24 protein-coding genes and 1 pseudogene are annotated in these 21348 nt (G+C 69.6%); 16 read left to right on the plus strand and 9 right to left on the minus strand.

The features are described from left to right. The first annotated feature begins 87 nt into the window (after positions 1 to 87). The 13 genes from AC54T1_RS02170 to hemL all read left to right on the plus strand — a co-directional run bounded on the left by AC54T1_RS02170 (position 88) and on the right by hemL (position 10863). Positions 88 to 660, plus strand: coding sequence for a dienelactone hydrolase family protein (locus tag AC54T1_RS02170; protein ID WP_496910872.1), 573 nt, complete (start codon positions 88 to 90; stop codon positions 658 to 660). A gap of 120 nt (positions 661 to 780) precedes the next feature. Next, positions 781 to 1515, plus strand: coding sequence for a hypothetical protein (locus AC54T1_RS02175; protein ID WP_496910873.1), 735 nt, complete (start codon positions 781 to 783; stop codon positions 1513 to 1515). A gap of 48 nt (positions 1516 to 1563) precedes the next feature. Then, positions 1564 to 2433, plus strand: coding sequence for a uroporphyrinogen-III synthase (locus tag AC54T1_RS02180; RefSeq protein ID WP_496910874.1), 870 nt, complete (start codon positions 1564 to 1566; stop codon positions 2431 to 2433). Positions 2434 to 2647: 214 nt separating this feature from the next. Continuing rightward, positions 2648 to 2902, plus strand: a complete 255-nt coding sequence (locus tag AC54T1_RS02185) for a hypothetical protein (protein WP_496910875.1) — start codon at positions 2648 to 2650, stop codon at positions 2900 to 2902. A gap of 253 nt (positions 2903 to 3155) precedes the next feature. Next, positions 3156 to 3560 carry a hypothetical protein gene (locus AC54T1_RS02190; protein ID WP_496910876.1) on the plus strand — a complete coding sequence of 135 codons (405 nt, stop codon included), beginning with the start codon at positions 3156 to 3158 and terminating at the stop codon, positions 3558 to 3560. 35 nt (positions 3561 to 3595) lie between these two features. Next, complete coding sequence (locus AC54T1_RS02195; protein WP_496910877.1) at positions 3596 to 4000, plus strand: hypothetical protein; 405 nt, start codon at positions 3596 to 3598, stop codon at positions 3998 to 4000. A gap of 89 nt (positions 4001 to 4089) precedes the next feature. Next, positions 4090 to 4386 carry a hypothetical protein gene (locus tag AC54T1_RS02200; protein ID WP_496910878.1) on the plus strand — a complete coding sequence of 99 codons (297 nt, stop codon included), beginning with the start codon at positions 4090 to 4092 and terminating at the stop codon, positions 4384 to 4386. Positions 4387 to 4490: 104 nt separating this feature from the next. Continuing rightward, positions 4491 to 5918 carry a hypothetical protein gene (locus AC54T1_RS02205; RefSeq protein WP_496910879.1) on the plus strand — a complete coding sequence of 476 codons (1428 nt, stop codon included), beginning with the start codon at positions 4491 to 4493 and terminating at the stop codon, positions 5916 to 5918. Beyond that, positions 5915 to 6610 carry an ABC transporter ATP-binding protein gene (locus AC54T1_RS02210; protein WP_496910880.1) on the plus strand — a complete coding sequence of 232 codons (696 nt, stop codon included), beginning with the start codon at positions 5915 to 5917 and terminating at the stop codon, positions 6608 to 6610. The genes AC54T1_RS02205 and AC54T1_RS02210 overlap by 4 nt, the downstream gene beginning before the upstream one ends. Further along, on the plus strand, positions 6607 to 7563 hold the full coding sequence (locus tag AC54T1_RS02215; protein WP_496910881.1) for an ABC transporter ATP-binding protein: 957 nt from the start codon (positions 6607 to 6609) through the stop codon (positions 7561 to 7563). The genes AC54T1_RS02210 and AC54T1_RS02215 overlap by 4 nt, the downstream gene beginning before the upstream one ends. Further along, positions 7560 to 8366 (plus strand): hypothetical protein, encoded by an 807-nt coding sequence (locus AC54T1_RS02220; protein WP_496910882.1) that lies wholly within the window; start codon positions 7560 to 7562, stop codon positions 8364 to 8366. Before AC54T1_RS02215 ends, AC54T1_RS02220 begins: the two co-directional genes overlap by 4 nt. A 144-nt stretch (positions 8367 to 8510) precedes the next feature. Further along, positions 8511 to 9482: a porphobilinogen synthase gene (gene hemB, locus AC54T1_RS02225; protein WP_496910883.1), complete on the plus strand. Its 972-nt coding sequence runs from the start codon at positions 8511 to 8513 to the stop codon at positions 9480 to 9482. Between the two features lie 46 nt (positions 9483 to 9528). Further along, positions 9529 to 10863: a glutamate-1-semialdehyde 2,1-aminomutase gene (hemL, locus tag AC54T1_RS02230; protein ID WP_496910884.1), complete on the plus strand. Its 1335-nt coding sequence runs from the start codon at positions 9529 to 9531 to the stop codon at positions 10861 to 10863. Between the two features lie 248 nt (positions 10864 to 11111). Here hemL and AC54T1_RS02235 read toward each other — a convergent pair whose 3' ends face one another. After that, complete coding sequence (locus tag AC54T1_RS02235; protein ID WP_496910885.1) at positions 11112 to 12611, minus strand: hypothetical protein; 1500 nt, start codon at positions 12609 to 12611, stop codon at positions 11112 to 11114. Positions 12612 to 12808: 197 nt separating this feature from the next. Between AC54T1_RS02235 and AC54T1_RS02240 the strand changes: the two genes are divergently transcribed. After that, positions 12809 to 13117 (plus strand): MazG nucleotide pyrophosphohydrolase domain-containing protein, encoded by a 309-nt coding sequence (locus tag AC54T1_RS02240; protein WP_496910886.1) that lies wholly within the window; start codon positions 12809 to 12811, stop codon positions 13115 to 13117. 32 nt (positions 13118 to 13149) lie between these two features. Here the strand turns inward: AC54T1_RS02240 and AC54T1_RS02245 are convergent, their stop codons facing one another. The 3 genes from AC54T1_RS02245 to AC54T1_RS02255 are packed head-to-tail and all read right to left on the minus strand — an operon-like array spanning position 13150 to position 14744. Next, positions 13150 to 13443, minus strand: a complete 294-nt coding sequence (locus AC54T1_RS02245) for a TfoX/Sxy family protein (protein WP_496911254.1) — start codon at positions 13441 to 13443, stop codon at positions 13150 to 13152. Positions 13444 to 13502: 59 nt separating this feature from the next. Beyond that, the gene (locus tag AC54T1_RS02250; RefSeq protein ID WP_496910887.1) at positions 13503 to 14267 is read right to left on the minus strand and encodes a class I SAM-dependent methyltransferase; all 765 of its coding nucleotides are present in this window, start codon (positions 14265 to 14267) and stop codon (positions 13503 to 13505) included. A 51-nt stretch (positions 14268 to 14318) separates the two neighbouring features. Next, positions 14319 to 14744 (minus strand): hypothetical protein, encoded by a 426-nt coding sequence (locus AC54T1_RS02255; protein WP_496910888.1) that lies wholly within the window; start codon positions 14742 to 14744, stop codon positions 14319 to 14321. Positions 14745 to 15129: 385 nt separating this feature from the next. On the opposite strand from AC54T1_RS02255, the gene AC54T1_RS02260 reads away from it, so the two are divergent. Beyond that, positions 15130 to 15450: a heavy-metal-associated domain-containing protein gene (locus tag AC54T1_RS02260; protein ID WP_484343713.1), complete on the plus strand. Its 321-nt coding sequence runs from the start codon at positions 15130 to 15132 to the stop codon at positions 15448 to 15450. 84 nt (positions 15451 to 15534) lie between these two features. On the opposite strand, the gene AC54T1_RS02265 is transcribed toward AC54T1_RS02260, so the two are convergent. The 5 genes from AC54T1_RS02265 to AC54T1_RS02285 all read right to left on the minus strand — a co-directional run bounded on the left by AC54T1_RS02265 (position 15535) and on the right by AC54T1_RS02285 (position 20573). Further along, entirely contained in the window at positions 15535 to 16584 is a 1050-nt protein-coding gene (locus AC54T1_RS02265; RefSeq protein ID WP_484343714.1) for a zinc-binding dehydrogenase, read from the minus strand. Positions 16585 to 16653: 69 nt separating this feature from the next. Beyond that, positions 16654 to 18171, minus strand: coding sequence for an MFS transporter (locus tag AC54T1_RS02270; protein WP_496910889.1), 1518 nt, complete (start codon positions 18169 to 18171; stop codon positions 16654 to 16656). 107 nt (positions 18172 to 18278) lie between these two features. Continuing rightward, positions 18279 to 18527, minus strand: a complete 249-nt coding sequence (locus tag AC54T1_RS02275; RefSeq protein ID WP_484343716.1) for an RNA polymerase subunit sigma-70 — start codon at positions 18525 to 18527, stop codon at positions 18279 to 18281. A gap of 50 nt (positions 18528 to 18577) precedes the next feature. Beyond that, a complete protein-coding gene (locus tag AC54T1_RS02280; protein ID WP_484343717.1) occupies positions 18578 to 19342 on the minus strand; it encodes a 2,3-bisphosphoglycerate-dependent phosphoglycerate mutase in 765 nt (254 codons plus the stop codon). A 28-nt stretch (positions 19343 to 19370) separates the two neighbouring features. After that, complete coding sequence (locus AC54T1_RS02285; protein WP_496910890.1) at positions 19371 to 20573, minus strand: MFS transporter; 1203 nt, start codon at positions 20571 to 20573, stop codon at positions 19371 to 19373. Between the two features lie 67 nt (positions 20574 to 20640). Here AC54T1_RS02285 and AC54T1_RS02290 point away from each other — a divergent pair. Further along, a pseudogene (locus AC54T1_RS02290) lies at positions 20641 to 21243 on the plus strand (GyrI-like domain-containing protein); the annotation flags it as partial. Positions 21244 to 21348 lie beyond the last annotated feature (105 nt).

Raw genomic sequence — 21348 nt, forward strand, 5'->3', positions numbered from 1 at the left:
CCTTGCCGAGCACGCCCTGCTGAGCACGCAGCGGCCGCCGCTCCTACTGTGGAACCACACGCACGCTCCGTTTCCCGGGAGGTCGCCATGGCTGAGGTCGTCCTGTTCCACCACGTGCTCGGGTTGACGGACGGGGTGCGCGCGTTCGCCGAGGAGCTCCGCACGGCGGGCCACACGGTCCACACGCCGGACCTCTTCGAGGGCCGCACCTTCGGATCGATCGACGAGGGCCTCGACTTCGCCCGGCACGTCGGGTTCCCCGAGACCTCCGCACGCGGCGCGCGAGCGGTCCATGAGCTCCCCGCCGAGATCGTCCCCATCGGCTTCTCGATGGGGACGATCTCGGCGCAGACCATCGCGCAGACACGCCGTGGGACGCGAGCAGCCGTGCTGCTGCACGGGTGCCTGCCGACGGCGGAGATCGGCTCGTGGCCAGCCGGGGTGCCCGTCCAGGTGCACGGCATGGACGCCGACCCGTACTTCGTCGACGAGGGCGACCTCGACGCCGCGCGCGCACTCGTCCAGGAGGCCGACGACGCCGAGCTGTTCCTCTACCCGGGCGACAAGCACCTCTTCACGGACTCCTCGCTGCCCGACTACGACGTCGATGCGGCCGCGCTCGTCCTGGAGCGGGTGCTCACCTTCCTCACGCGGTTCTGACCACGCGTCGACCGGCGCCGCTGCCGGGCGTGCGCGTGCACGTGCGAAGGAACCGAGGAGATGGGTGTGGGCTCGGTGGAGCCACCACGCCCGGGGCGCCAGAGCCCCTACCTTGAGCGCATGCAGACCAGCATCGAGACGAGCGGGCAGAGCGGGCCGGACGAGCCCACGGGCGACACCGACGGGCCACAGGCCACGTCCGACGTCCGTGCCACCCGCCCCGTCCTCGGAGTGTGCGCCCTGGCCCTGGCCGCCCTCGGCCTCGCACTCAGCACGGCGCTCCACCTGGCAGCGGACGACGTCGTCCTCGTCGTCGGCGAGCGGTACGTCGAGCCGGCATTCATCGCACCCCTGACGGCGGTGGCGAGCGTGGCTCTCGCGCTCCGTGGGTGGGCACTCCTGCGCGAGCAGCCAGGTGACCGCGTCTGGACCGACGGCATCACCACCGGCGCCATCGCCTGGTTCGTCCTCGCCGCGTGTGCCCTCGCCTCAGGTATCGGGATCCTCCTCATCTTTGCCGTGCCGCTGTACGAGCAGGCTGTCCTCGGCGCGGCGCTGCTCACCGTCGTCGTGCTCGCCGTACGGGAGGCCGCCCGACGCTCCGGGCGCGACCGCCTGCGGGGACTCGCTGTGCTCTGCGTCGTGGCACTCGTCGTCACGAGCGCCACACTCCTCGGGAGCAGCGCCGTGGCCATAGCCAACAGCGACGTGACGGTCGTTCGCTCGCCGGACGGGAGCGCGACGGCCGTGCGGACGGACCGGATGTTCGGGTACGAGAGCACCTCCACCTGCCGAGCCGCCGCCGGGTCACCGATCGCACACTGCACGCCCGACGCTGGGAGCAGCAGCCGCTAGGCCGCGCCGCAGGTCTCCCGCGCGGGCTGCGCGGGAGAGACTGGACGGGTGACCACTCCCGACAGGACCGCGCCCGGCCCTCTGCACGGCGTCCGCGTCCTCATCCCGCGCGCACCGGGCCGCGGGGCCGGCCTCGCCGCGAAGGTCGAGGCAGCCGGTGGCGAGGCGCTCCTCGCGCCGATGATCTCCCGCGCGGAGATCGACGACGCCCAGCGCGCCGAGGTGCACGACGCCGTCGCCGGGCTCGCGGCCGGGACGTTCTCCTGGGTCGTGGTCACGAGCGTCAACGCGATCGACGAGCTCGTCGCCGCCGCGACCCGCGACGCCTCCCGGCTGGCCGACGTCCCGGCCCGGTGGGCCGCCGTCGGGCCGGCGACCGCGCGCGCCCTGCGCGACGTCGGGATCGAGCCGACGTTCGTCGCGACCGAGAACTCCGCGCGCGGGCTCCTCGCGGAGTGGCCCGACGTCGCGCCGGGTGCGCAGGCCCCGGCGCCCGGCGCCGTGGACGGCGCTGTGGACGGCACCGACGGGCGCTCGGCCGCCCGCGTCCTGCTCCCCCTCGGCGACCTCGCCGAGCCCACTCTCGAACGCGGGCTCGCTGGCCTCGGCTACGACGCCGTACGCATCACGACATACCGCACCGTCGCCCACCCGGCCCCGCCCGCGGTCGTCGCGGACTGGGCGGCGGGCCGCATCGACGTCGTCGTGCTGACGTCCGGGAGCGTCGCCCGGGAGGTCGCGCGGCAGCTCGGGCCGCGCGACGACGTGCGGGCCGTGAGCATCGGGGAACCGACCCGGCGCGCGGCGGAGACGGCGGGCCAGGTTGTGGCGGCCGTCGCAGCCGCAGCGACCGATGACGCCCTGTTCGACGCGATCATCGAGGCACTGCGCGCTGGCGGCACCACCGAGGGCGCCTGACCGCCTTCTGGTCGGCCGAAAAGTCATCGAATTTTCACGTACCGACGGAATGCCAGAAACATACCGGAGGAATGTGAACCCTGCTGAAAGAATCCTTGACGATGGCCCGGCGCGCTGCTACGTTCCACACGTGCCCAAAAGGGACATATCCGCAGGGGGCGAATATGATGGCTGTTGCCTTCAGCTCCCCCTGCCCATCGAGAGGGGACGAGGCATGAACAAGAAAGCTTTCGGATTGATGGGCGTGGTTGTGCTCGGCATGATGACCGCCACCATGGCGCTTAATGCGCTGGGCATCGTCGGCCTGCACGGAGTGAGCGCCGACCGCACGGCGAACGCAATCATGGCAGGAATGGACATCGCCGCAGCACTGTCGCTGTTCGGCGGGGTCACGGCCATTGCAGGATGGGCGCTCTTCCTTCTGAAGAACGCACTGAAGAAGGCGAGCAAGAAGGCCATCGTCGCCTGATCGCTCGACAAGCCGTCGAGGGTCCCGAGCGCCGGAGCTCAATGTCGACAGGACGTGCCCGGGACCCTCGATTCGATCAACCGAAGGACACGTCGTGACCAGGGAACTTGAGCCGGCCGACCGAAAAGCATGGCTGCTCACCTCCGCTCTCGTGGGAGTGCTCGCTACTGGAATCGGAGCCCTCTTCTGGGACGCGGGCGCGCTTCTCGCGGAAGGCCTTTCGCGGCAGCAGGCTCCGGAGACCGGGACGAGGATGTTCCGCTACGTCGTGCAGACCAACGGCGGCACGCTGCTGTGGTGCCTGGCCGGCTGGCTGACATACGGCATCGGCAGCCTCCTCGTCGGGTCGGTCGCAGTGTCAACCGTGGTCCTCGCGATCGGAACAGGCTTCTCGGTGATCGGCGATCGCAGCTGGGGCGCTCTGGGCGTGCACGCTTCCGTGGAGCTGCTCGCCTGCGTCGTGGCGACAGCCGCAGGGACGTTCCCAGCCGTCGCCACCTCTCTGAAGGGACGCGAGGGCGGACTGGTGAGCGCCCGCTCATGGCGGGATGCGTATCTCCAGGGCGTCGTCAGAGCCGCGCCGATAGCGGCCGCTGCCTTCGGCCTCATCGTGCTCGGCGCGGCGTGGGAAGCCTTCGTCGCCGTCCACTACCTCTGATTCCGCGCGAGCGAAGAACCCACGGAAGGTGCATCATGGCTCCCCCCCTGAATCGCGTCGACACCGCGCGACCAGCGCCAGCGGACACACGTCTACGCGGCCTGAAGCAGATCCGGCGAGCGGCGTTCTTCACCGCACTGGCGACCGTCTCGCTCTACACGTGGCTCGCCGCGGACAGTGCGCGCGCCGAGGCCGTCGTCCGGCTCGCCGACGAGACTGCTGCGACCCAGCATCTGGCTGGATCGTTCGCTGTATTTTTCTCCTTCGTGCTGAACATCGGCACCGTGCTGGTGCTGTCCCTGGTCGTCCGGATCGTGACGAGGCTCATTGTCCGCACACGAGGATCGGACCCTCGGTGGCGCGCACTCCCGGACATCACCGTGCTCGCCGTCTATGCGACCATCATCGCGTTCGCCGCTGTGAGGATGGCGCTTCGATGAGGCACCGGTACGCGGCACTCGTAGCATGCGCGTCATTGGCCTGTGGGGCATTCAGCCTGACAAACGCGAGCCTTATCCCGCATGACGTCATGGCGGACTACGTCCGGGTCCTTTCCGGCCTGTGGGTCGCAGGGGGGTTTGTGCAGCTCGTTCTCGTCTTCATGATGCACACCTTGCACCTAGGGCGGGTCTCCTTCTTCGTCGTATCCCTTCTTTTTTGCGCTGGCCCGTGCATGGCCGCGCTTGCGACATCTCTCAACCTTTCTGGCACGGGGATATTCCTGCTGCCCACGGTCGCATGGTTGATCGCCTTCGCACTCTACGTCGCGGATTTCACCGGGATTTTTGGGGGCCTCGGACGCGCAGATAAAGCGGGGAGAAAGTGAAGTTATTTCTCCTGCGGTGCGTCGGGGTCTTTCTTGTCGACCGAACTCTCGCGCTCAGAGAGCTCGACCCGGACTTTCGGTGGAATCGAAAGGTACTCGCAGTCATGGTCTGCGCACTCTTCGTCGCGGCAGGTCTGCTCATCCTCTTACCAGCTGTGACCTTCGCGCTGCTGCCCGGATGGTTCACCGGGCTCGGACTGCGGTCAGCTGATCTCCCTGCGCTCACCTGCGCAGCCTCGGCGGCCGTCATCGTCGGCGCCGTCCTCTCGCTCAGCGGACAGGAGATCCGAGGCGCAGCGCGACCATTCGACAGTGCGATCCTCAACGCTGCTGGCATCACCAAGGCGGAGCTGCTCACTGTCCGCCTCGGTCTCCCTGCCGTCTCGTCGGCTGCGCTCACGCTCTGGGTAGGTATCACCGCCCTCGCGCCCATGTCTTCAGCTTTCCCCGCCGCCATGTTCAGGCCTGCCCTCACCTGTTTCGTCCTCGCCGTGGCGCTGGGGATGATGATCAAGGTCCTCGGTGCCACGGTGCTCTCCGACCGAAAGATCGCCACGGTGAAGGGCGTGGCAGCCCGGTCGCTCGCGGCGCTGGTGCTCGGCATCCTGGTGCCTCCGCTGCTGCAAGCCGCGAGAGGCGACGGGTCAAGCACCCAGTGGGCCACGACCATCCGCGCGGCCGCCGGCACTCTCTCCACACCGACCCGGCTGGTCGTCGGAGCGGTCGTCGAGGCCACGGCACTCCTCGTCCTCCTCGTCCTCGTCGTCGTGCTCCTTCGACACCAGACCGCCGGGGGCGACCCGGGCCGTCGCCACTGGCCGGTGCGCCTTCCAGGCACGACGCGGCCCTGGCAGCTCATCCTCCTCGCCCCGGCACATCGAATGCTGCGATGCACCTCAGGCGACGCGTTGGACGCCCGGCTCGTCATCACGTGGTCGCTGTACGGCTCGGTCTTCGCCATCGGGCTGCGTGTTCTGGGAGTTGATCCACCCGGGGGGCCGGAAGCGGGTGCCCTGCTGAGCGGAGGGGTTCTCTTCACCGCCTACGGGCTCTGCGCCGCCTGTCACCCGCACGCCTCGCTGCTGTCGCACCGAGGCGCCCGCAACGTGCTCTACGGGTCCGCCATGGCGCACCGGTCCGTGTCCGGATGGATCTTGGGCTCTGCGGCTCTTACGGCGTGTCCCGCCGTTCTCGCCGCAGGGCTCAACATCACCTGGTTCGTGCCCGGTGCCGGCGTCGTCCTTGACCTGCTGGTGGGACTCGTCCTGGCCGTCGTGAGCCACTTCGTCGCTGACGCGCTCATGATCGAGACACGCAACGTGTCCCACGACCGCGTCGCCCAGACGATGCCCCAGCGCTTGCTGTCCGTCGGTGTGTTCACCGGCAGCGCGGCGCTGCTGGGCACGGTCTCGAACACGGCAGTCCTCGGAGTCGCCGGCGTCGCTGCCGGTGCCGGCGCACTCGCCGGCGCAGTCCTCCTGGCGCTCCTCGTCGGAGCGACCATCACCCCACGACCCTGGAGCGCCTCATGACGCAGCTCGTGCACGCCGAGCACGTCGCCTTCGCCTACCCCGGAGACGCCCCCGTGCTGGAGGGCGTCAGCCTCACGGTCGAGCCCCACCAGACCCTGCGTCTCATCGGGCTGAACGGCTCGGGAAAGTCGACGCTGATGAAGCTCGTCGCCGGACATCTCCGTCCTCGCACCGGGCGGCTCATGGTGGGTCCGCATCGGGCGACCGATCGCGCGGCGCGTTCCTCGCGATGGTTCATGGAGGCCGACCCGCTCCTGTACGGCTACCTCACGGTGCGGGAGCAGATCGAGTTCTACAGCCGCCTCCACTCCGCATCCCCCCGAGACGTCATCGACGTCACGTTCAGGCTGGGGCTCGCGGACAGGCACGAGACGCTGTGCTCCCAGCTGTCGAGCGGCCAGAAGCGCAAGCTCTGGTTCGCTCTCGCCATCGCCGGGCACCATCACCCCTTGCTCCTGCTCGACGAGCCCTTCAACGACATCGATGTCGACTCGGTCCCGGCGATGGTGTCGATGATCGAGGACTTCACTCGTGCAGGCGGCGCGGTCATCCTCTCGACGCACGTCCACGACGGACTCGTGACTGCACTGCCCGACGTGCTGTCCTACCGCATGCACGGCCCTTCGTCGCACATCCCGGACCACCGGGTATCGCCGAACTCTCGAGTCGCACAGTCGGACAGCGTCGCGTGATCCGTTTCGAGGGCGTGTCCAAGCGCTTCGGGAACGCCCCGGTGCTCGACCAGCTCAGCTTCACGGCCGCCCCAGGAGAGGTGACCGGCCTCCTGGGTCCGAACGGCGCCGGAAAGACCACAGCGCTGCGAGTTCTGATGGGACTGGCCCGCGCCGACGCCGGACGAGCGCTGATCGACGAGCGGGCCTTCTCGTCACTGGCGCGGCCATTGTGCGAGGTGGGTGCCCTGCTGGGCACCACCTCAGCGCACCACCGCCACACTGGTCGCGCTCATCTACGCATCCTTGCCGCGACGCACGGCATCACTCGCCGGCGCGCCTCCGACGTCGGTGAGCTGGTGGGGCTCGGACCAGCGCTTGATCGGAGGATCAAGGAGTACTCGCTGGGAATGCGCCAACGTCTCGGTCTGGCGGCCGCACTCCTCGGCGACCCCAAGGTCCTCGTGCTGGACGAACCCACCAACGGCCTCGATGCGGAAGGGGTCCTCTGGCTCCGGTCTCAGCTCCGCCACATGGCTGAGGAGGGACGGACTGTGCTGATCTCGAGCCACCTCATGGACGAGGTGTCGAAGGTCGCCGACCGCATCGTCGTTCTCGGCCAGGGGCGGCTCCTGGCGGAAGGATCCTTGGAAGCGCTGGTGCGCTCCCACACGGGCTCAGGCACCCGACTGCGATGCGACGACCTCGACCGCGTGCGGCGGGCGCTCGAGGACCGGGGCGCACGGGTCGATCAGGATGACGACAGCCTCCTCGTGCACGGGCTCTCACCGCGCGAGATCGGATCGCTCGTTCTCCAGATGTCGTCGGTCGTAGAGGAGCTCACACCCGTTCGCGCCACCTTGGAAGACCTCTACCTCACACTTACGCAGGGCAGTCTCGAGCACCGCTCCGGTGTGGGAGACCGGTCGACAGCGTCAGTAACGCCAGCTGGCCGGACAGGAGGTGCCAGGTGAGATCCCGGTTCGTCACGAGCACACTCGCACGGCGCCCTGTCCTTCTGCACGCCGTTCATGCCGAAGGGCTGCGGTTGCTCTCGCTGAGATCCTCCTGGCTCCTTCTCGGCTTCCTTCTCGTCACGATGATCGCGGCGAGCAGCGTCATCGCCGCGGCACTCGGAACCGTCGAGACCGACGTCCTCCCCGGCGACCGCTCAGAGATGGTCCACGCGCTGATCACCTCAGTGACAGCGGGTACGTTCCTCGCCGCGCCGGCTCTGGGTTTCCTCGCGGTGGTCGTCGCTGCGAGCGAGTATGAGTCCGGCACCGCCACAGCGACCTTCACCGCCGTAGCCAGGCGGACACCCGTGCTGGTTGCGAAAGCACTCGTCATGGCGCTCGTCGCTACGTCCGTCGCCTGGCTCGGATCATTCCTGAGCTGGGCGGTAGGAATTGGACTGATCACGTCGGACGACCTCTTCGTGCCGTTCACCGACCTGCGGGTCGTCGTGCCGGTGACGGGCTCGATGGTGTTCCTGGCCTGCGTGGCATGGCTTGGCTTGGCTCTCGGGTCTCTGACGAGGTCGTCGGTCCTCGGCTGCGTCCTGCTCGCCCTTCTCCTGTTCGGGATGCCCGTCGCGGCAATGGCTCTGCCGGCGGACCTCGTGCAGGATTTCCAGGCTGTCATGCCCACCGTCGCTGGCCGGCACCTCGTCGTCATGGACGACTCCAGCTGGATCCGCGACGTGTCCGTCCTCGCGGGATGGTGCGGAGCACTCGGCCTGCTCGCGGTGCTCCACCTGCTGCGCAACGACCAGTGAGACGCACCAGGCTCTGCGCCAGCGCCGGGTGACTTCCGTGGCAGCCGGTCAGCGTGTGACCACTGTCGCAGCCGCGGCGACGGACGAGGCGCTGTTCAGCGCGATAATTGAGGCAGTGAGCACGCCCCGCACCCTGGAGGAACCGTGACCCGTCCCCGCCGCCTGCGCACCACCCCCGCGCTGCGCGCCCTCGTCTCCGAGACCCACGTGCACCCGCGCGACCTCGTGCTGCCGCTGTTCATCAAGGAGGGCGCGACCGAGCCCGTCGCCATCTCCTCGATGCCGGGCGTGCTGCACCACACCGAGGAGTCGCTCGCGGCGGCGGTCGACGAGGCGGCCCGGGCGGGGATCGGCGGCGTCATGCTCTTCGGTGTCCCCGAGGTCCGGGACGCGACGGGCTCCGGGGCGGACGACCCGGACGGCATCCTCAACGTCGGCATCCGCATCGCCGTCAAGGCCGCCGCGGGGCGTCTCGTCGTCATGGCGGACCTCTGCCTCGACGAGTTCACCGACCACGGCCACTGCGGCGTCCTCGACGCGCGCGGTGGTGTCGACAACGATGCGACCCTTGACCGGTACGTCGCCATGGGCCTCGCGCAGGCCGCGGCGGGCGCCGAGGTGCTGGGCCTCTCCGGGATGATGGACGGCCAGGTCCGCGCCGTGCGCGAGGGGCTCGACGCTGCGGGGTTCCAGGACACCGCGATCCTCGCCTACTCCGCGAAGTACGCGTCCGCGTTCTACGGGCCGTTCCGCGAGGCCGTCGAGTCGACGCTCGAGGGTGACCGCCGCACGTACCAGCTCGACCCGGCCAACCGCCGCGAGGGCAACCGCGAGGCGGACATCGACCTCCTCGAGGGCGCGGACATCATCATGGTCAAGCCCGCCATGAGCTACCTCGACGTCCTCGCCGACGTCGCCTCCAGCTCCGACGTGCCCGTCGCCGCCTACCAGGTGTCCGGCGAGTACGCGATGATCGAGGCAGCGGCCGCCAACGGCTGGATCAACCGCCGCGGCGCCATCGAGGAGTCCGTGCTCGGCATCAAGCGCGCCGGCGCGGACATCGTCCTCACGTACTGGGCCGTCGAGCTCGCGGGCTGGCTCCGCGAGCAGCGCTGACGCCCGTCCCACACCGCACACCTCCCGCACCGACGAACGGACCACCATGCACGACGACGCAGCGAACCACTCCGCCTTCGAGCGCGCCCAGGGGGTCCTGCCCGGCGGCGTGAACTCCCCCGTGCGCGCATACCGCTCGGTGGGTGGCGACCCGCGCTTCATCGCGTCGGCGTCCGGTCCGTACATCACCGATGTCGCGGGCAACGAGTACGTCGACCTCGTGTGCTCCTGGGGTCCGGCGCTGCTCGGGCACGCTCACCCGGCTGTCGTCGCCGCGGTGCAGGAGGCTGCGGCACGTGGCCTGTCCTTCGGTGCGCCGACCCTCGGTGAGGTGGAGCTCGCGGAGGAGGTCCGGCGTCGGATCCCCGCTGCGGAGCGCGTGCGGCTCGTCTCGACGGGCACCGAGGCGACGATGACCGCGGTGCGCCTGGCCCGCGGTGTCACCGGTCGCCCGCTCATCATCAAGTTCGCCGGCTGCTATCACGGGCACGTCGACTCGCTGCTGGCCGAGGCGGGGTCCGGCGTCGCGACGCAGGCACTCCCCGGCTCGGCCGGTGTCACGGAGGCGACCGCCGCCGAGACCCTTGTCCTGCCGTACAACGACCTCGAGGCCGTGGAGACCGCGTTCGCGGCCCGCGGTCCGGAGATCGCCGCTGTCATCACCGAGGCCGCACCCGCGAACATGGGCGTCGTCCCGCCGATGCCCGGCTTCAACGAGGGCCTGCGCCGCATCACGAGCGAGCACGGTGCGCTGCTCATCCTCGACGAGGTCCTCACCGGGTTCCGGGTGAGCGAAAGTGGCTGGTGGGGCTACGAGACGTCCGTGCTCGGGGCGTCGTTCACGCCCGACCTCTTCACGTTCGGCAAGGTCATCGGCGGCGGCATGCCCGTCGCTGCGGTGGCCGGGGCCGCGGCGCTCATGGACCAGCTCGCACCGCTCGGCCCCGTCTACCAGGCCGGGACGCTGTCCGGGAACCCCGTCGCCGTCGCTGCCGGGCTCGCCACCCTGCGCGCCGCAGACGCCGCCGTGTACTCGCGGGTGAACGACGTCTCGCGCATCGTCGGCTCCGCAGCGTCCGCGGCCCTCGACGCGGAGGGCGTCGCGCACCGCGTCCAGTACTCCGGCAACCTCTTCTCGGTCATGTTCGGCGAGGCCGCCGCAGGCACCGGAACCCGCTCGTACGCCGAGGTCCAGGCGTCCGACACCTTCCGCTACCCCCCGTTCTTCCACGCCATGCTCGACGCCGGGATCTCCCTGCCGCCCTCGGTCTACGAGGCGTGGTTCGTCTCCGCGGCGCACGACGACGTCGCGGTGGACCGGATCCTCGCGGCACTGCCGGGGGCGGCACGGGCGGCGGCTGCGGCGACGCCGGTGCTCTAGTCCCGTCAGGCGTTTCAGGATTGGGGCGCTCGTGAGGTGCGCGTCGTGCGTCACGGCCAACCGTGCTGAGCACACCGAGCAGATGAGTGCCCAGATCAGCGCTCGGCCGGGTCGTGCGCGCACCTCACCCCCGCCGTCATCCCGGACGCTTGAGCCTTGACCTCCGGACTGCTGCTCCGCTATCGGGATGATGCCCTCGGAGCAGCACCCCGATAGCGGAGCCCCATCAGGAACGTTGCTACTTCAGGTCAAGTCGCCTCATTCGAAGGCGCCTGCGGGCCGGAGGCCCGATCTTCGGCAGCGATCTCGTCAGCGGGCGGCCCGACGTCTGGCTCAGCCCGTTCAGTGACAACTGCGCTCTCACTCGGAAGGAAGACCTCGTCCAACTCCTCCCAACCAATGATCTTTCCTACAGTCGTCATTAGTGTTTCGGCAATATCGTCTGCCCGGGACGGGTCATTTAAGCACGCCCGGACCATCGCCAGCAATTGCAAGGCAGATAGCAGACAGTGGCCGCGCTGCTGCGAATAGCCAATCATCTGGTCGGGAAAGGTTGGTTCCGTTCGTTGATCCGGAGACGTATCCCGCCATGCCGCGACGACGAGGATACCCTTAGGCAAGTCGCGTCCCGCAGCGGCTTCTTCGGCCACCCATTTCTCCAACTGGGCAGCGTGACGCTCAGCCGCGCTCTTGCCGAGCCCCTTGACCTCGACGACGACGCTCCTACCGGCCCGGGTCGCGCGCAAGTCGGTCCGCCCGGGCTCGACCTCCTGCATCTCGAACCCGAAGAGCTCGAAAGCGGCAGATACTTGCCGTTCCAGGAGGTCACCTGAGGCGTACATAAGCCGCTTCCACAGGGCGTCTCTTGCTAACTCGCCCCGCACTTCGTCAGCACGTTTTCCAATCTCAGCCCGCTTCTCTTCAAGTGCAGCGACCTCCGCGGATCGATTCGCCTCAGTCGGGAACACATGGCGGCCAACCCAACCAGGCGGCTGGTCTTCACTGGGGGACGTAAGTCCTCGAATCCAGTCGAGAAGTAGCGCTCCCGCCGACTCCTCCACGTCGTCTTGGCCCTGAGCATGCTGGTAGCCGTTGGTCGGCTCGTCAGGGTCGTGCTCGTCACCGTCTTCTTCGTCGTCGAAGTAAATGTGCGGAAGCAGCACGAGCAGGCCGCCACCCTTAATTCGTGCCATCCCACTTACGAGCTTCGAAGTGCCCTTGACGTGCAACAACGGTTGAAGCGGGGGCTCACTTGATTCGACGATTGAGTGATACGCAAGGAAGTCTTTGAGACGACGGTACAACTGAGCAACGATCTCATTGGCGGGGGACATCTCTGTCCCAGCCCCTAAGGCGCGCGACAGTCTCATTGGCAGCGCCCGAAGAATATCAACCTCGCCGACCACGCGAGTGGTCTGCCGGTTTCGACCTGTCCCCGAATAGTTGCGCTCCCCAGTATCGGCGAATACAACGGATTCATGTGGCAACAGTACGACTATTGTGCGCCCCGCTTCGAGAAAGCCAAGGAACTCCGTTCGGCGCCGCTTAATGTCGCGACGCAGGGCCGCAGATTCTGATTCAGAAAGTGAAGTGCGACCCTGGTATACCTCTGAGTACCTGGTGTACGTCGCGACCGATGCGGCAGGCGACCAGACCACGACATCGTAGTCGTAGACTGAGACCGATCCCTTAAAGGTGAACTGATCGACTTCGATGTCGAGCTTGGAATCAAGAGCGAGGACGCGCATAGCCCCTACCCTCCCACCCCATGCCCGTTCGGCGCATGCCGGTCGCTTGACAACTTGTCGCGTTGCCGCGCTGCTTTGCCCCCGAGGGGAGGGCATAGATGTCCGCCCGGATGCACGCATCGAGCAACGAGGCCGCTGGATCCGATCATGTCCTGGTGACGCACCTGCTGGTTGGGTTCTCCGTCGCACAATGTGCCATGGACATCGAGACCCTCACACACGACGTCGAATCCGTGTCGCAGCACTACGCCGAGCGCCACACCATCGACCGCACCAACGACTGGTTGATGCTGAAGCTCCATGAGGAGGTCGGCGAGCTGACCCAGGCGTACCTCGCTCTGGCTGGCCAGAGTCGTGACAAGGGCCGCTCGGCCGATGAACGTTCAGCCGACTTTCGAGCAGAGTTGGCCGACGTGCTCGCACAGGTCCTGTTGCTCGCGAACCGTCACGACGTCAATCTGGTGGACGAGGTCCGTGAGAAGTGGCTCGTTTGGATGCCCTCCTGAGGGCGGATGCGAGTGCGGCGCACCGACCCGGCCTACGTCGTGCGGCCGACCACGCCGATCGCGACCCAGCGCGATAGCGCGTCGTCGTCCTCGATGCGCGCGGCCGGCACGCTGAGCCACCCCGTGCCCCTCGGGCGGTCGTCGCCCATCTGCGCCGGTTCGCCTCCTCGTCGGAGATGGTCGTCGTAGTCAGCGGGATCCACGCACACGAGCAGGTCGCCGTCGCGCCCGGCGGCGACCGCCATGCGCCCGTCCACCATGAGCGACAGGCCACCGAACATCCGGAACTCACGGACCTCGTGGGGCGGAACCAGGATGCTCCTGATCCGCTACGCGAGGGCATCACGGCCTGCGGGGGTGTGCGTCATGGGTCCTCTCCTCTCTCTCACGGCTGGTCGTGACGACCGCCGGCCAGGTCGAAGCGGCTGCACGTCGTCACGTACGGGACGTCGACGTCCTCGGAGTCCCGCACGGCGGGATGCGCGTCGAGGAGCTTTTGAACCTCGGCCAGCACGGCCGCGCGGTCCTGCGGCGACAGGGTGATGACATAGCTGCGGGAGGCGACAAGGTCGAGCACCGCAGGCTTGCTGAGCCGGTGCGTCCATGGCACCTCCAGCTGCTCGCCGGGACCGAAGGGGTTGCCCACCTCCGGGTCGTCGACGTTCCGGGGCTGCCCGACGCCGCGGCTCATGAGGCTGCCGAGCAGGCGCACCCATTCCTCGCGCTCGTCGTGCACGTTCCACAGCAGGCAGAGCCGCCCGCCCGGAGCAAGGACCCGCGCGACCTCAGGGACAGCACGGGTGGGGTCGAACCAGTGCCACGCCTGCGCGACGAGGACGACGTCCACGCTCCCGTCGGGCAGCGGGATCTGCTCCGCGCTGCCCTCGAGCGCTCGCGCGTCGGGCACCATGCGTGCGAGCTCGCGTCGCATCCCGGCGGAGGGTTCGACAGCGTCGACCGACAGGCCGCGTCGCACGAGCTGTCGGGTGAGCTTCCCGGTGCCTGCGCCCAGGTCCAGTGCCGTCGTGGCGCCGTCCGGCAGGAGCCAGTCGAGCGCGGCGTCGGGGTAGGACGGGCGGCTGCGCTCGTACTCCTCGGCGGCAGCACCGAAGGAGGCGGCGTGCCGCGCATGGTCGTCGGGCGATGGCATCGCGCCATCGTGCCAGACGGGCCACCGATGCCGTCGCAGTCGCAGAACGGGTCAGCGCGCCGAACCTGCGAGCGTCCCCACGACCTGCTCGTTCCCGGACCGGACGAGGCAGATGATCTCCCACCCGGCCGACCCGTCCGCCTGCGGGTACGGCGCCGACATGGGGTTGAAGAACAGCGACGACTCCTCGGCCGGGATCCCGATGAAGCCGGGGAACTCGCCCGCGCAGAACGCCTGCGACACGACCGCCTGCTCGTCCCCACCCGAGAACGCGTCCTCCGCGACGACGGTTCGCGCGAACACCTCCTCGTCGTGCGGCCCGGAGCAGGGAACGGTGGGGATCACGTCGTTGAGGAGGTCGTCGTTGTTCAGGCACTCGCCCACCTCGAGTCCCCACCCGGGGGCGCTGGCGCCGTCGGGCACTCCCTCGGTTGCGGTGGGTGCGTCCGTTCCCTCGTCGGGTCCGGGGGACTCCACGGGATCGACCGCCCGCACCGTTTCCGGTTCCGATGTCCCTGGGGACGGCGAGCAGGCTGTCAGGACGATGAGCGTCGCCGCGACGACGGACAGGAGGACCGGTTGTGCTCGCACGGGGGACGCCCTTCGTCTGCGGCCGGGAAGGGCCCGCGGGATGCGATGTGTACCGGTTTGGCCACGTATCGCTCCGCTGAGGGTAGCGCCTCTCGCCAACCTCCGGACAGGGCGCGCGCGGGTTCGCCCCACAGCGCTCCGCCCGTCAAGCGGGCAGGTCCCCGGGGCAGCCGACGGGAGGGCGCGTGGTGTGAGAAGTTAGATCCTGCTGAGCAGCAGCTGCTGCAGCAGCACGTCCCTCCGGACGTCCAGAGCACATGAGGAGCCCACCATGCCTGTCATCACCACCCTCGGGGTCAGCGGGATGACCTGCAGCCACTGCGTCGCCGCCGTCACCAACGAGCTGGAGACCGTGGACGGCGTCGAGCGCGTCAGCGTCGAGCTGCGCAAGGACGAGACCTCCGAGGTCACGGTCCTGTCCCACGAGCCGCTCGATGAGGCCGCCCTGCGCGCGGCGATCACCGAGGCCGGCTACGAGACGACGTCCGTCGACGTCCAGACGAACGGCCTCGCCGCGCAGGCCAAGGAGCAGCACGAGCAGCAGGAGGAGTTCTACTCCCACGGCGAGCAGGGCAGCACCCCGCTCACCTGAGCAGCACCGCCCCCTGCGTGGGACGGGTGAGCGGTCCGCCGCTCACCCGTCCCACGCCGCCGGGCACGGTCGCAGCGCGGCGCGTCAGGGCCGCAGCGCGACCTTGAGCGCCTCACGTGAAGCCATGAGGCTGTAGGCGTCCGCGGCTTCATCGAGGGGGAACTCGGTGTCGAACACGCGGCCGGGGTTGAACTGACCGTCGAGCACCTCGCCGATCGCCTTCCTCTGGTACGCGCGCACGGGTGCGGGGCCGCCCGCCAGACGTGCGTTCTTGCCGAAGAGCGAACCGAAGCCGATCGGCGCCTCCTCGTACTGGGGCACCCCGACGCGGGAGATGATCCCGCCGGGTCGCACGATGCCGAACGCCTGCTCGTACGCGGGCCTGAGGCCGACCGCCTCGAGCACGATGTGCGGCCCCTGACCTCCGGTGAGCTCCAGCACCCGGGCCACGCCCTCGGCGCCTCGCTCGGGCACGACGGCGCTGGCACCGAACTCCCGCCCGAGGGCGGTCCGGGCGTGGTGACGGCCCATGAGGATGATCCGCTCGGCTCCCATGCGGCTGGCGGCGAGCACGGCGGAGAGCCCGACGGCGCCGTCGCCGATCACGGTGACGATCCGCGCCGGCCCCACCTGCCCCATGCGGGCGGCGTGGTAGCCGGTGAGGTAGACGTCCGAGAGGGTGAGCAGGGACAGCAGCAGGTCGCGGTCGGCATCGACCGGGTCGAGGTCGGGGACGGAGACGAGACTCCCGTCCGCGAGCGGGATCCGTGAGTACTCGGCCTGCAGCCCCCCTGACTCGACGGACCCGTAGAAGCCCCCGTTCACACAGGACGTCTGGAGCCCCTCCTGGCAGAAGACGCACGTGTTGTCCGAGTACGCGAACGGCGCGACGACGACGTCCCCGGGCCGGACGGTCAGGACGTCGCTACCGACCTCCTCGACGACACCGAGGAGCTCGTGACCCATCGGGGTGCCCTGCGCGGACGCGGGCATCGACCGGTAGGGGTGGAGGTCGGAGCCGCACACGCACGTCAGGAGCGTCCGGACGATCGCGTCGGTCGGGTGGCGCAGGACGGGGTCGGGCACGGTCTCGACGCGCACGTCACCGGCGCCGTACATGAACGTTGCTCGCATGACACGATCACCTCGGTCCGGGCCGGTACGGTCGATCGGCCCTCCTCCACGGTAGGTCCGTTTTGCCCGTTACCGCTCGTCGACCGGTGCGCTGGCGTTCGCGACGGGCCGCGGCGGACCGCCCTCGACCTTCTTGGGCAGCACGAACACGAGCGCGACGGCGATGACGCTGAACACCGCGCTGAGGCCCATGGCCCATGCCGCGCTGGACGTGAAGGCGTCGGCCAGCGCCTCCGGGGTCCCGCCGCGGGGGTGGAGGGTGCCGAACAGCACGCTGCCGATGACGGCGATCCCGACGGCGCTGCCGATGCGCTGCATGACGCCGATGACACCGCTCGCGGCTCCGGCTTCCTCGCGCTCGACGGTCGCGACGATGAACTGCGCGTTGGGTGCGATGAACAGGCCACTGCCGATGCCGGCGATGAGGAGCGGCGCGAGGAGCTGCCAGTGGTTGAGCGCGCTGGCGTCGGTGAGCAGGAGCACGAGCCACACCCAGATGAGCCCGACCGACACGAGGCTCGCGCCGACGACGAGCACGGTCCGGCCGAGGCGCCGGGCGAGGGTGTTGCTCTGGGACGCCCCGACGATGCTGCCGATCGCGAACGGCGTGGAGACGAGTCCGGACTCGAGGGGTCCGTGGCCGAGGCCCGTCTGCCAGAGGATGGAGATGGTGAAGAAGATGCTCGTGAACGCCGCGAAGTACACGAGCGCGAGGATGACGCCGCCGGTGAAGGCGGGGTGCGTGAACAGGCGCGGCGGGACCATGGCGACGTGCCCGCGGCGGGCGACGGCAAGCTCCCAGCGGGCGAAGACCACGATGAGGAGGGCGCCGCCGACGAGGGAGCCGTAGGTCCACAGCGGCCACCCCTGATCCTGGCCCTCGATGAGCGGGACGAGGATGGCGACGAGCCCCGCGGACAGCAGGAGCAGACCGAACCAGTCGTTCTTCGCCTTCCCCGGCTGCTCAGCCCCGCCGGGCAGCATGACCGCCGCGGCGACGAGGGCGAGGATGCCGACGGGGACGTTGACCCAGAACACGAGCCGCCACCCGCTCTCGTCACCAGCGGCCTCGATGATGATCCCGCCGAGGATGGGGCCGAGCGCGGCCGAGACGCCGATGACGGATCCCATGACGGCGAACGCCTTGCCCCGGGTCATGGGCGGGAAGAGGAGCTGGATCATCGCGGTGACCGCCGGCGTGAACATCCCCCCGGCGAGGCCCTGAACGACGCGCGCGACGATGAGCTGGCCGTCGTCCTGCGCGAGCCCGCAGAACAGGCTCGCGACGGTGAAGAGGGCGAGCCCGGCGAAGAAGACCCACTTGTGACCCACCCGGTCGCCGATGCGCCCGGCGGGCACGAGCGTGAGCCCGTACGCGAGCGCGTAGCCGGAGATGATCCACGACAGCGTGGCCTCGGACGCGTCGAGGCTCGTGCGGATGGTGGGCAGCGCGACGTTGACGATCGTCGTGTCGAGCAACGCCATGAACATGCCGATGAGCAGGACGATGAGCGCGAGCCAGGACCGCCGGGGAACGACGGTGTCACCTCGTCCGGTGGGTGGGGCGGAGGTGGTCGGTTCCGACATCACGGTCCTTTCAGGTCCCGAGAAGTGTAGGACCGAGGGCCGGATCGCACCCGGTGGCGCGTGGCGGAGGCGATCAGACGCGACTGATCAGCGGCGCCGCGCGTCCATCAGCGGGTTCTCGCACCATCGCCGGCCGCGCGACCGCGGAACCGGCGGTGCACAGCCTGGCGGGAGACCCCGAGGGCGGCCGCGATGCCCTCCCAGCTCACGCCGAACGTCCGGGCCTGCATGACGAGGTAGTACTCGCGCTCCTCGAGCGTGCGCCGCTCGTCCGTGAGGTGCCGCAGCGCGAGCAGGGCGTCGGCACCCGTCTGGGGTTCCGGGGCGTCTGCGGTGTCCTGCGCTGTCACGACCATGTCGTCAACATATGTTGACGAGGTGCATCGCGTCAACATGTGTTGACTCGCTACGTCCCGCCCTGGCTCGCGACGATCTCCGCGGCCTCGAGCGCGGCGTCGGGGTCGAGGTAGCGGCCCCCGCGCGGGGACGGGCGGCCGTCGGCGTCGAACGTGTAGACGAGCGGGTGCGCGGTAGGGATGTTGAGACGGCGGACCTCGTCGTCGTCCAGCTCGTCGAGGACCATGCAGTACGCGCGCAGCGAGTTCCCGTGCGCGACGACGAGCACCCGCTCCCCCGCCGCGAGGCGCGGGACGACCACCTCGTCGTGGAACGCGCGGACGCGCGCGACGACGTCGAGCAGGGACTCGGTGCGGGGCAACGCCTCGCTGGGCAGCGAGGCGAACAGCTCGGTCGCGGCGAGCGCGGCGTGCTGCGCGTCGTCCATCGGCGGTGGCGCGACGTCGACGGAACGGCGCCAGGTGCGGAACTGCTCCTCGCCGAACTCGGCGCGCACGTCCTCCTTGGTGCGGCCGGTGAGGGCGCCGTAGCTGCGCTCGTCGAGCCGCCAGTCCCGCAGCCGCGGGGCACCGTGCAGGACGCCGGCGGACTCGAGGAGGTCAGCGGTCGCGACGGCGCGGCGGAACTCGGACGTGACGACGGCGTCGGGAGTGAGGCCGGCGTCGTGCAGCAGAGCGGCGGCGGCGCCCGCCTCGCGGCGGCCCTCGTCGGACAGCGGGACGTCGAGCACGCCCGTGAACAGGCCGGCGGCGTTGGCGGTGCTCTCGCCGTGACGGAGCAGGACGAGCGCCGCGGTCGGCGGGAACACTGCCATGCGGGCCTCCTTCGTCAGGTGCAGCAGCCTACGCAGGCACGCGCGCGGGCGCCGCCTCCTCGGAAGCTCGCCGCGGTCCGACGGACGACGCGAAGAACGCCGCGACGACCACGAGTGCGAGCGGTGCGAGGAATGCGGTGCGCAGGGAGAACTCCTCCCCGAGGAAGCCGAGCAGCGGCGGCCCGACGAGGAACGCGACGTAGCCGACCGTCGCCACGAGCGACACGCGCGCTGCGGGGTTCTCGCCCGAGTCGCCCGCGGCGGAGAGCGCGACCGGGAAGCCCAGCGAGGCACCCAGGCCCCAGAGGATGACGGCGGCCCCCGCGACGACCTGGTTGTCGACGAAGATGACGAGCGCGAGGCCCACGGCTGCGGAGAGCGCGCTGGCGCGCACGACGGCCGCCCGCCCGAACCGCTCGATGAACCACCCGCCTGCGAACCGGCCGACCGTCATCGCCGCGGCGAACACCGCGAACACCGCCGAGCCGAGCGCCTCGTCGAAGCCGTGCCCGTCGACCATGACGAGCGGCAGCCAGTCGTTGGCGGTGCCCTCCGCGAGCGCCATCGCGAGCACGACGACGCCGATGCATGCCAGCCGCGAGTCCTTCCACAGCTCGGCCCGCGGCGCGGCCGCGGCATCCCGGGCGACCTTCGGGGCGATGCCCACCCCGGGCGGGACGTGCCGCACCGCGAGGGGCAGGGCGACCGCGGCGAGGACGGCGACGATGACGAGGTGCCACACGACCGAGAAGTCCGTGGCCGTGAAGACGATCCCGGCCGTGGCTCCGACGACGGTCCCGAGGCTGAAGCACCCGTGCAGCGCGGGGAGGACCGGCCGGGAGATCTGCCGCTCGATCTCCGCCCCCTCGACGTTGAGCGCGATCTCGGCGCCGCCCATCCCGAGGCCGAACAGCGCCAGTCCGAGGGTGGTGACGAGGGACTGCCCGGCAGCGGCTCCGAACCCGATGGTGGGCATGCTGAGGATCACCGAGACGGTCCCCGCGATGATGACGGGCCTCGTGCCGACGCGGGTGACGAGGGCGCCGGAGGACAGGATGCCGATCATCGAGCCGACGGACAGACCGAAGAGCACGACGCCCATCTGCGCGGTCGAGGCATCGAGCAGGTCGCGGATCGCCGGCGTGCGGGTCACCCACGACGCGATCGCCAGGCCGGGGATGATGAACAGGACGAACAATGCTGCTCGTCGACGGAACAGCTCGGGGGTCACTGCGCTCCTCGGATCTCGTGGTGGATCGACAACCGTACCCAGCCGCAGCGACAGGAGCCGACGCGCCATGACGACCGACCTCAAGAACCTCATCGGGACCTACAGCGCGCCGCGGGGTCGCTTCGAGGTCGTCACAGTGCCGCCCGTGCAGCTCCTCATGGTCGACGGCCACGGCGACCCGAACACGTCCGACGCCTACCGGGACGCGCTCGCGACGCTCTACCCGGTGGCGTACACGCTGAAGTTCTTCAGCAAGCGCGAGCTCGGCCGCGACTACACGGTGATGCCGCTCGAGGCGCTGTGGTGGGCGCAGGACATGGACGTCTTCACCAGCACGCGGGACAAGGCCCGCTGGGACTGGACCGTCATGACCGCGGTGCCGGACTGGATCATGCCGGAGCACCTGGGTGCTGCGCGCGAGGTGGTCGCCCGCAAGGGCGACGCCCCCGCGATCGACACCCGCCTCGACGTGCTCGACGAGGGACTGAGCGTCCAGACGCTCCACGTCGGCCCCTACGACGACGAGGGGCCGGTGCTCGACGCGATGCACACCGAGTTCATCCCCGCGCACTCCCTGCGGATGACCGGCAAGCATCACGAGATCTACCTCAACGACCCCCGCCGCACCGCGCCGGAGAAGCTCAGGACGATCCTCCGGCAGCCTGTCGCGCCAGACCCGGACCGGGACCCAGACCCGGACGCAGACCTCGCGGAATACTCCGACGGGGCACCGCGTTGGATCCAGCAGTACCCCATGGGGGTATCCGAGCAGGAG

The sequence above is a fragment of the Sanguibacter sp. Z41_6 genome, from assembly GCF_059621145.1.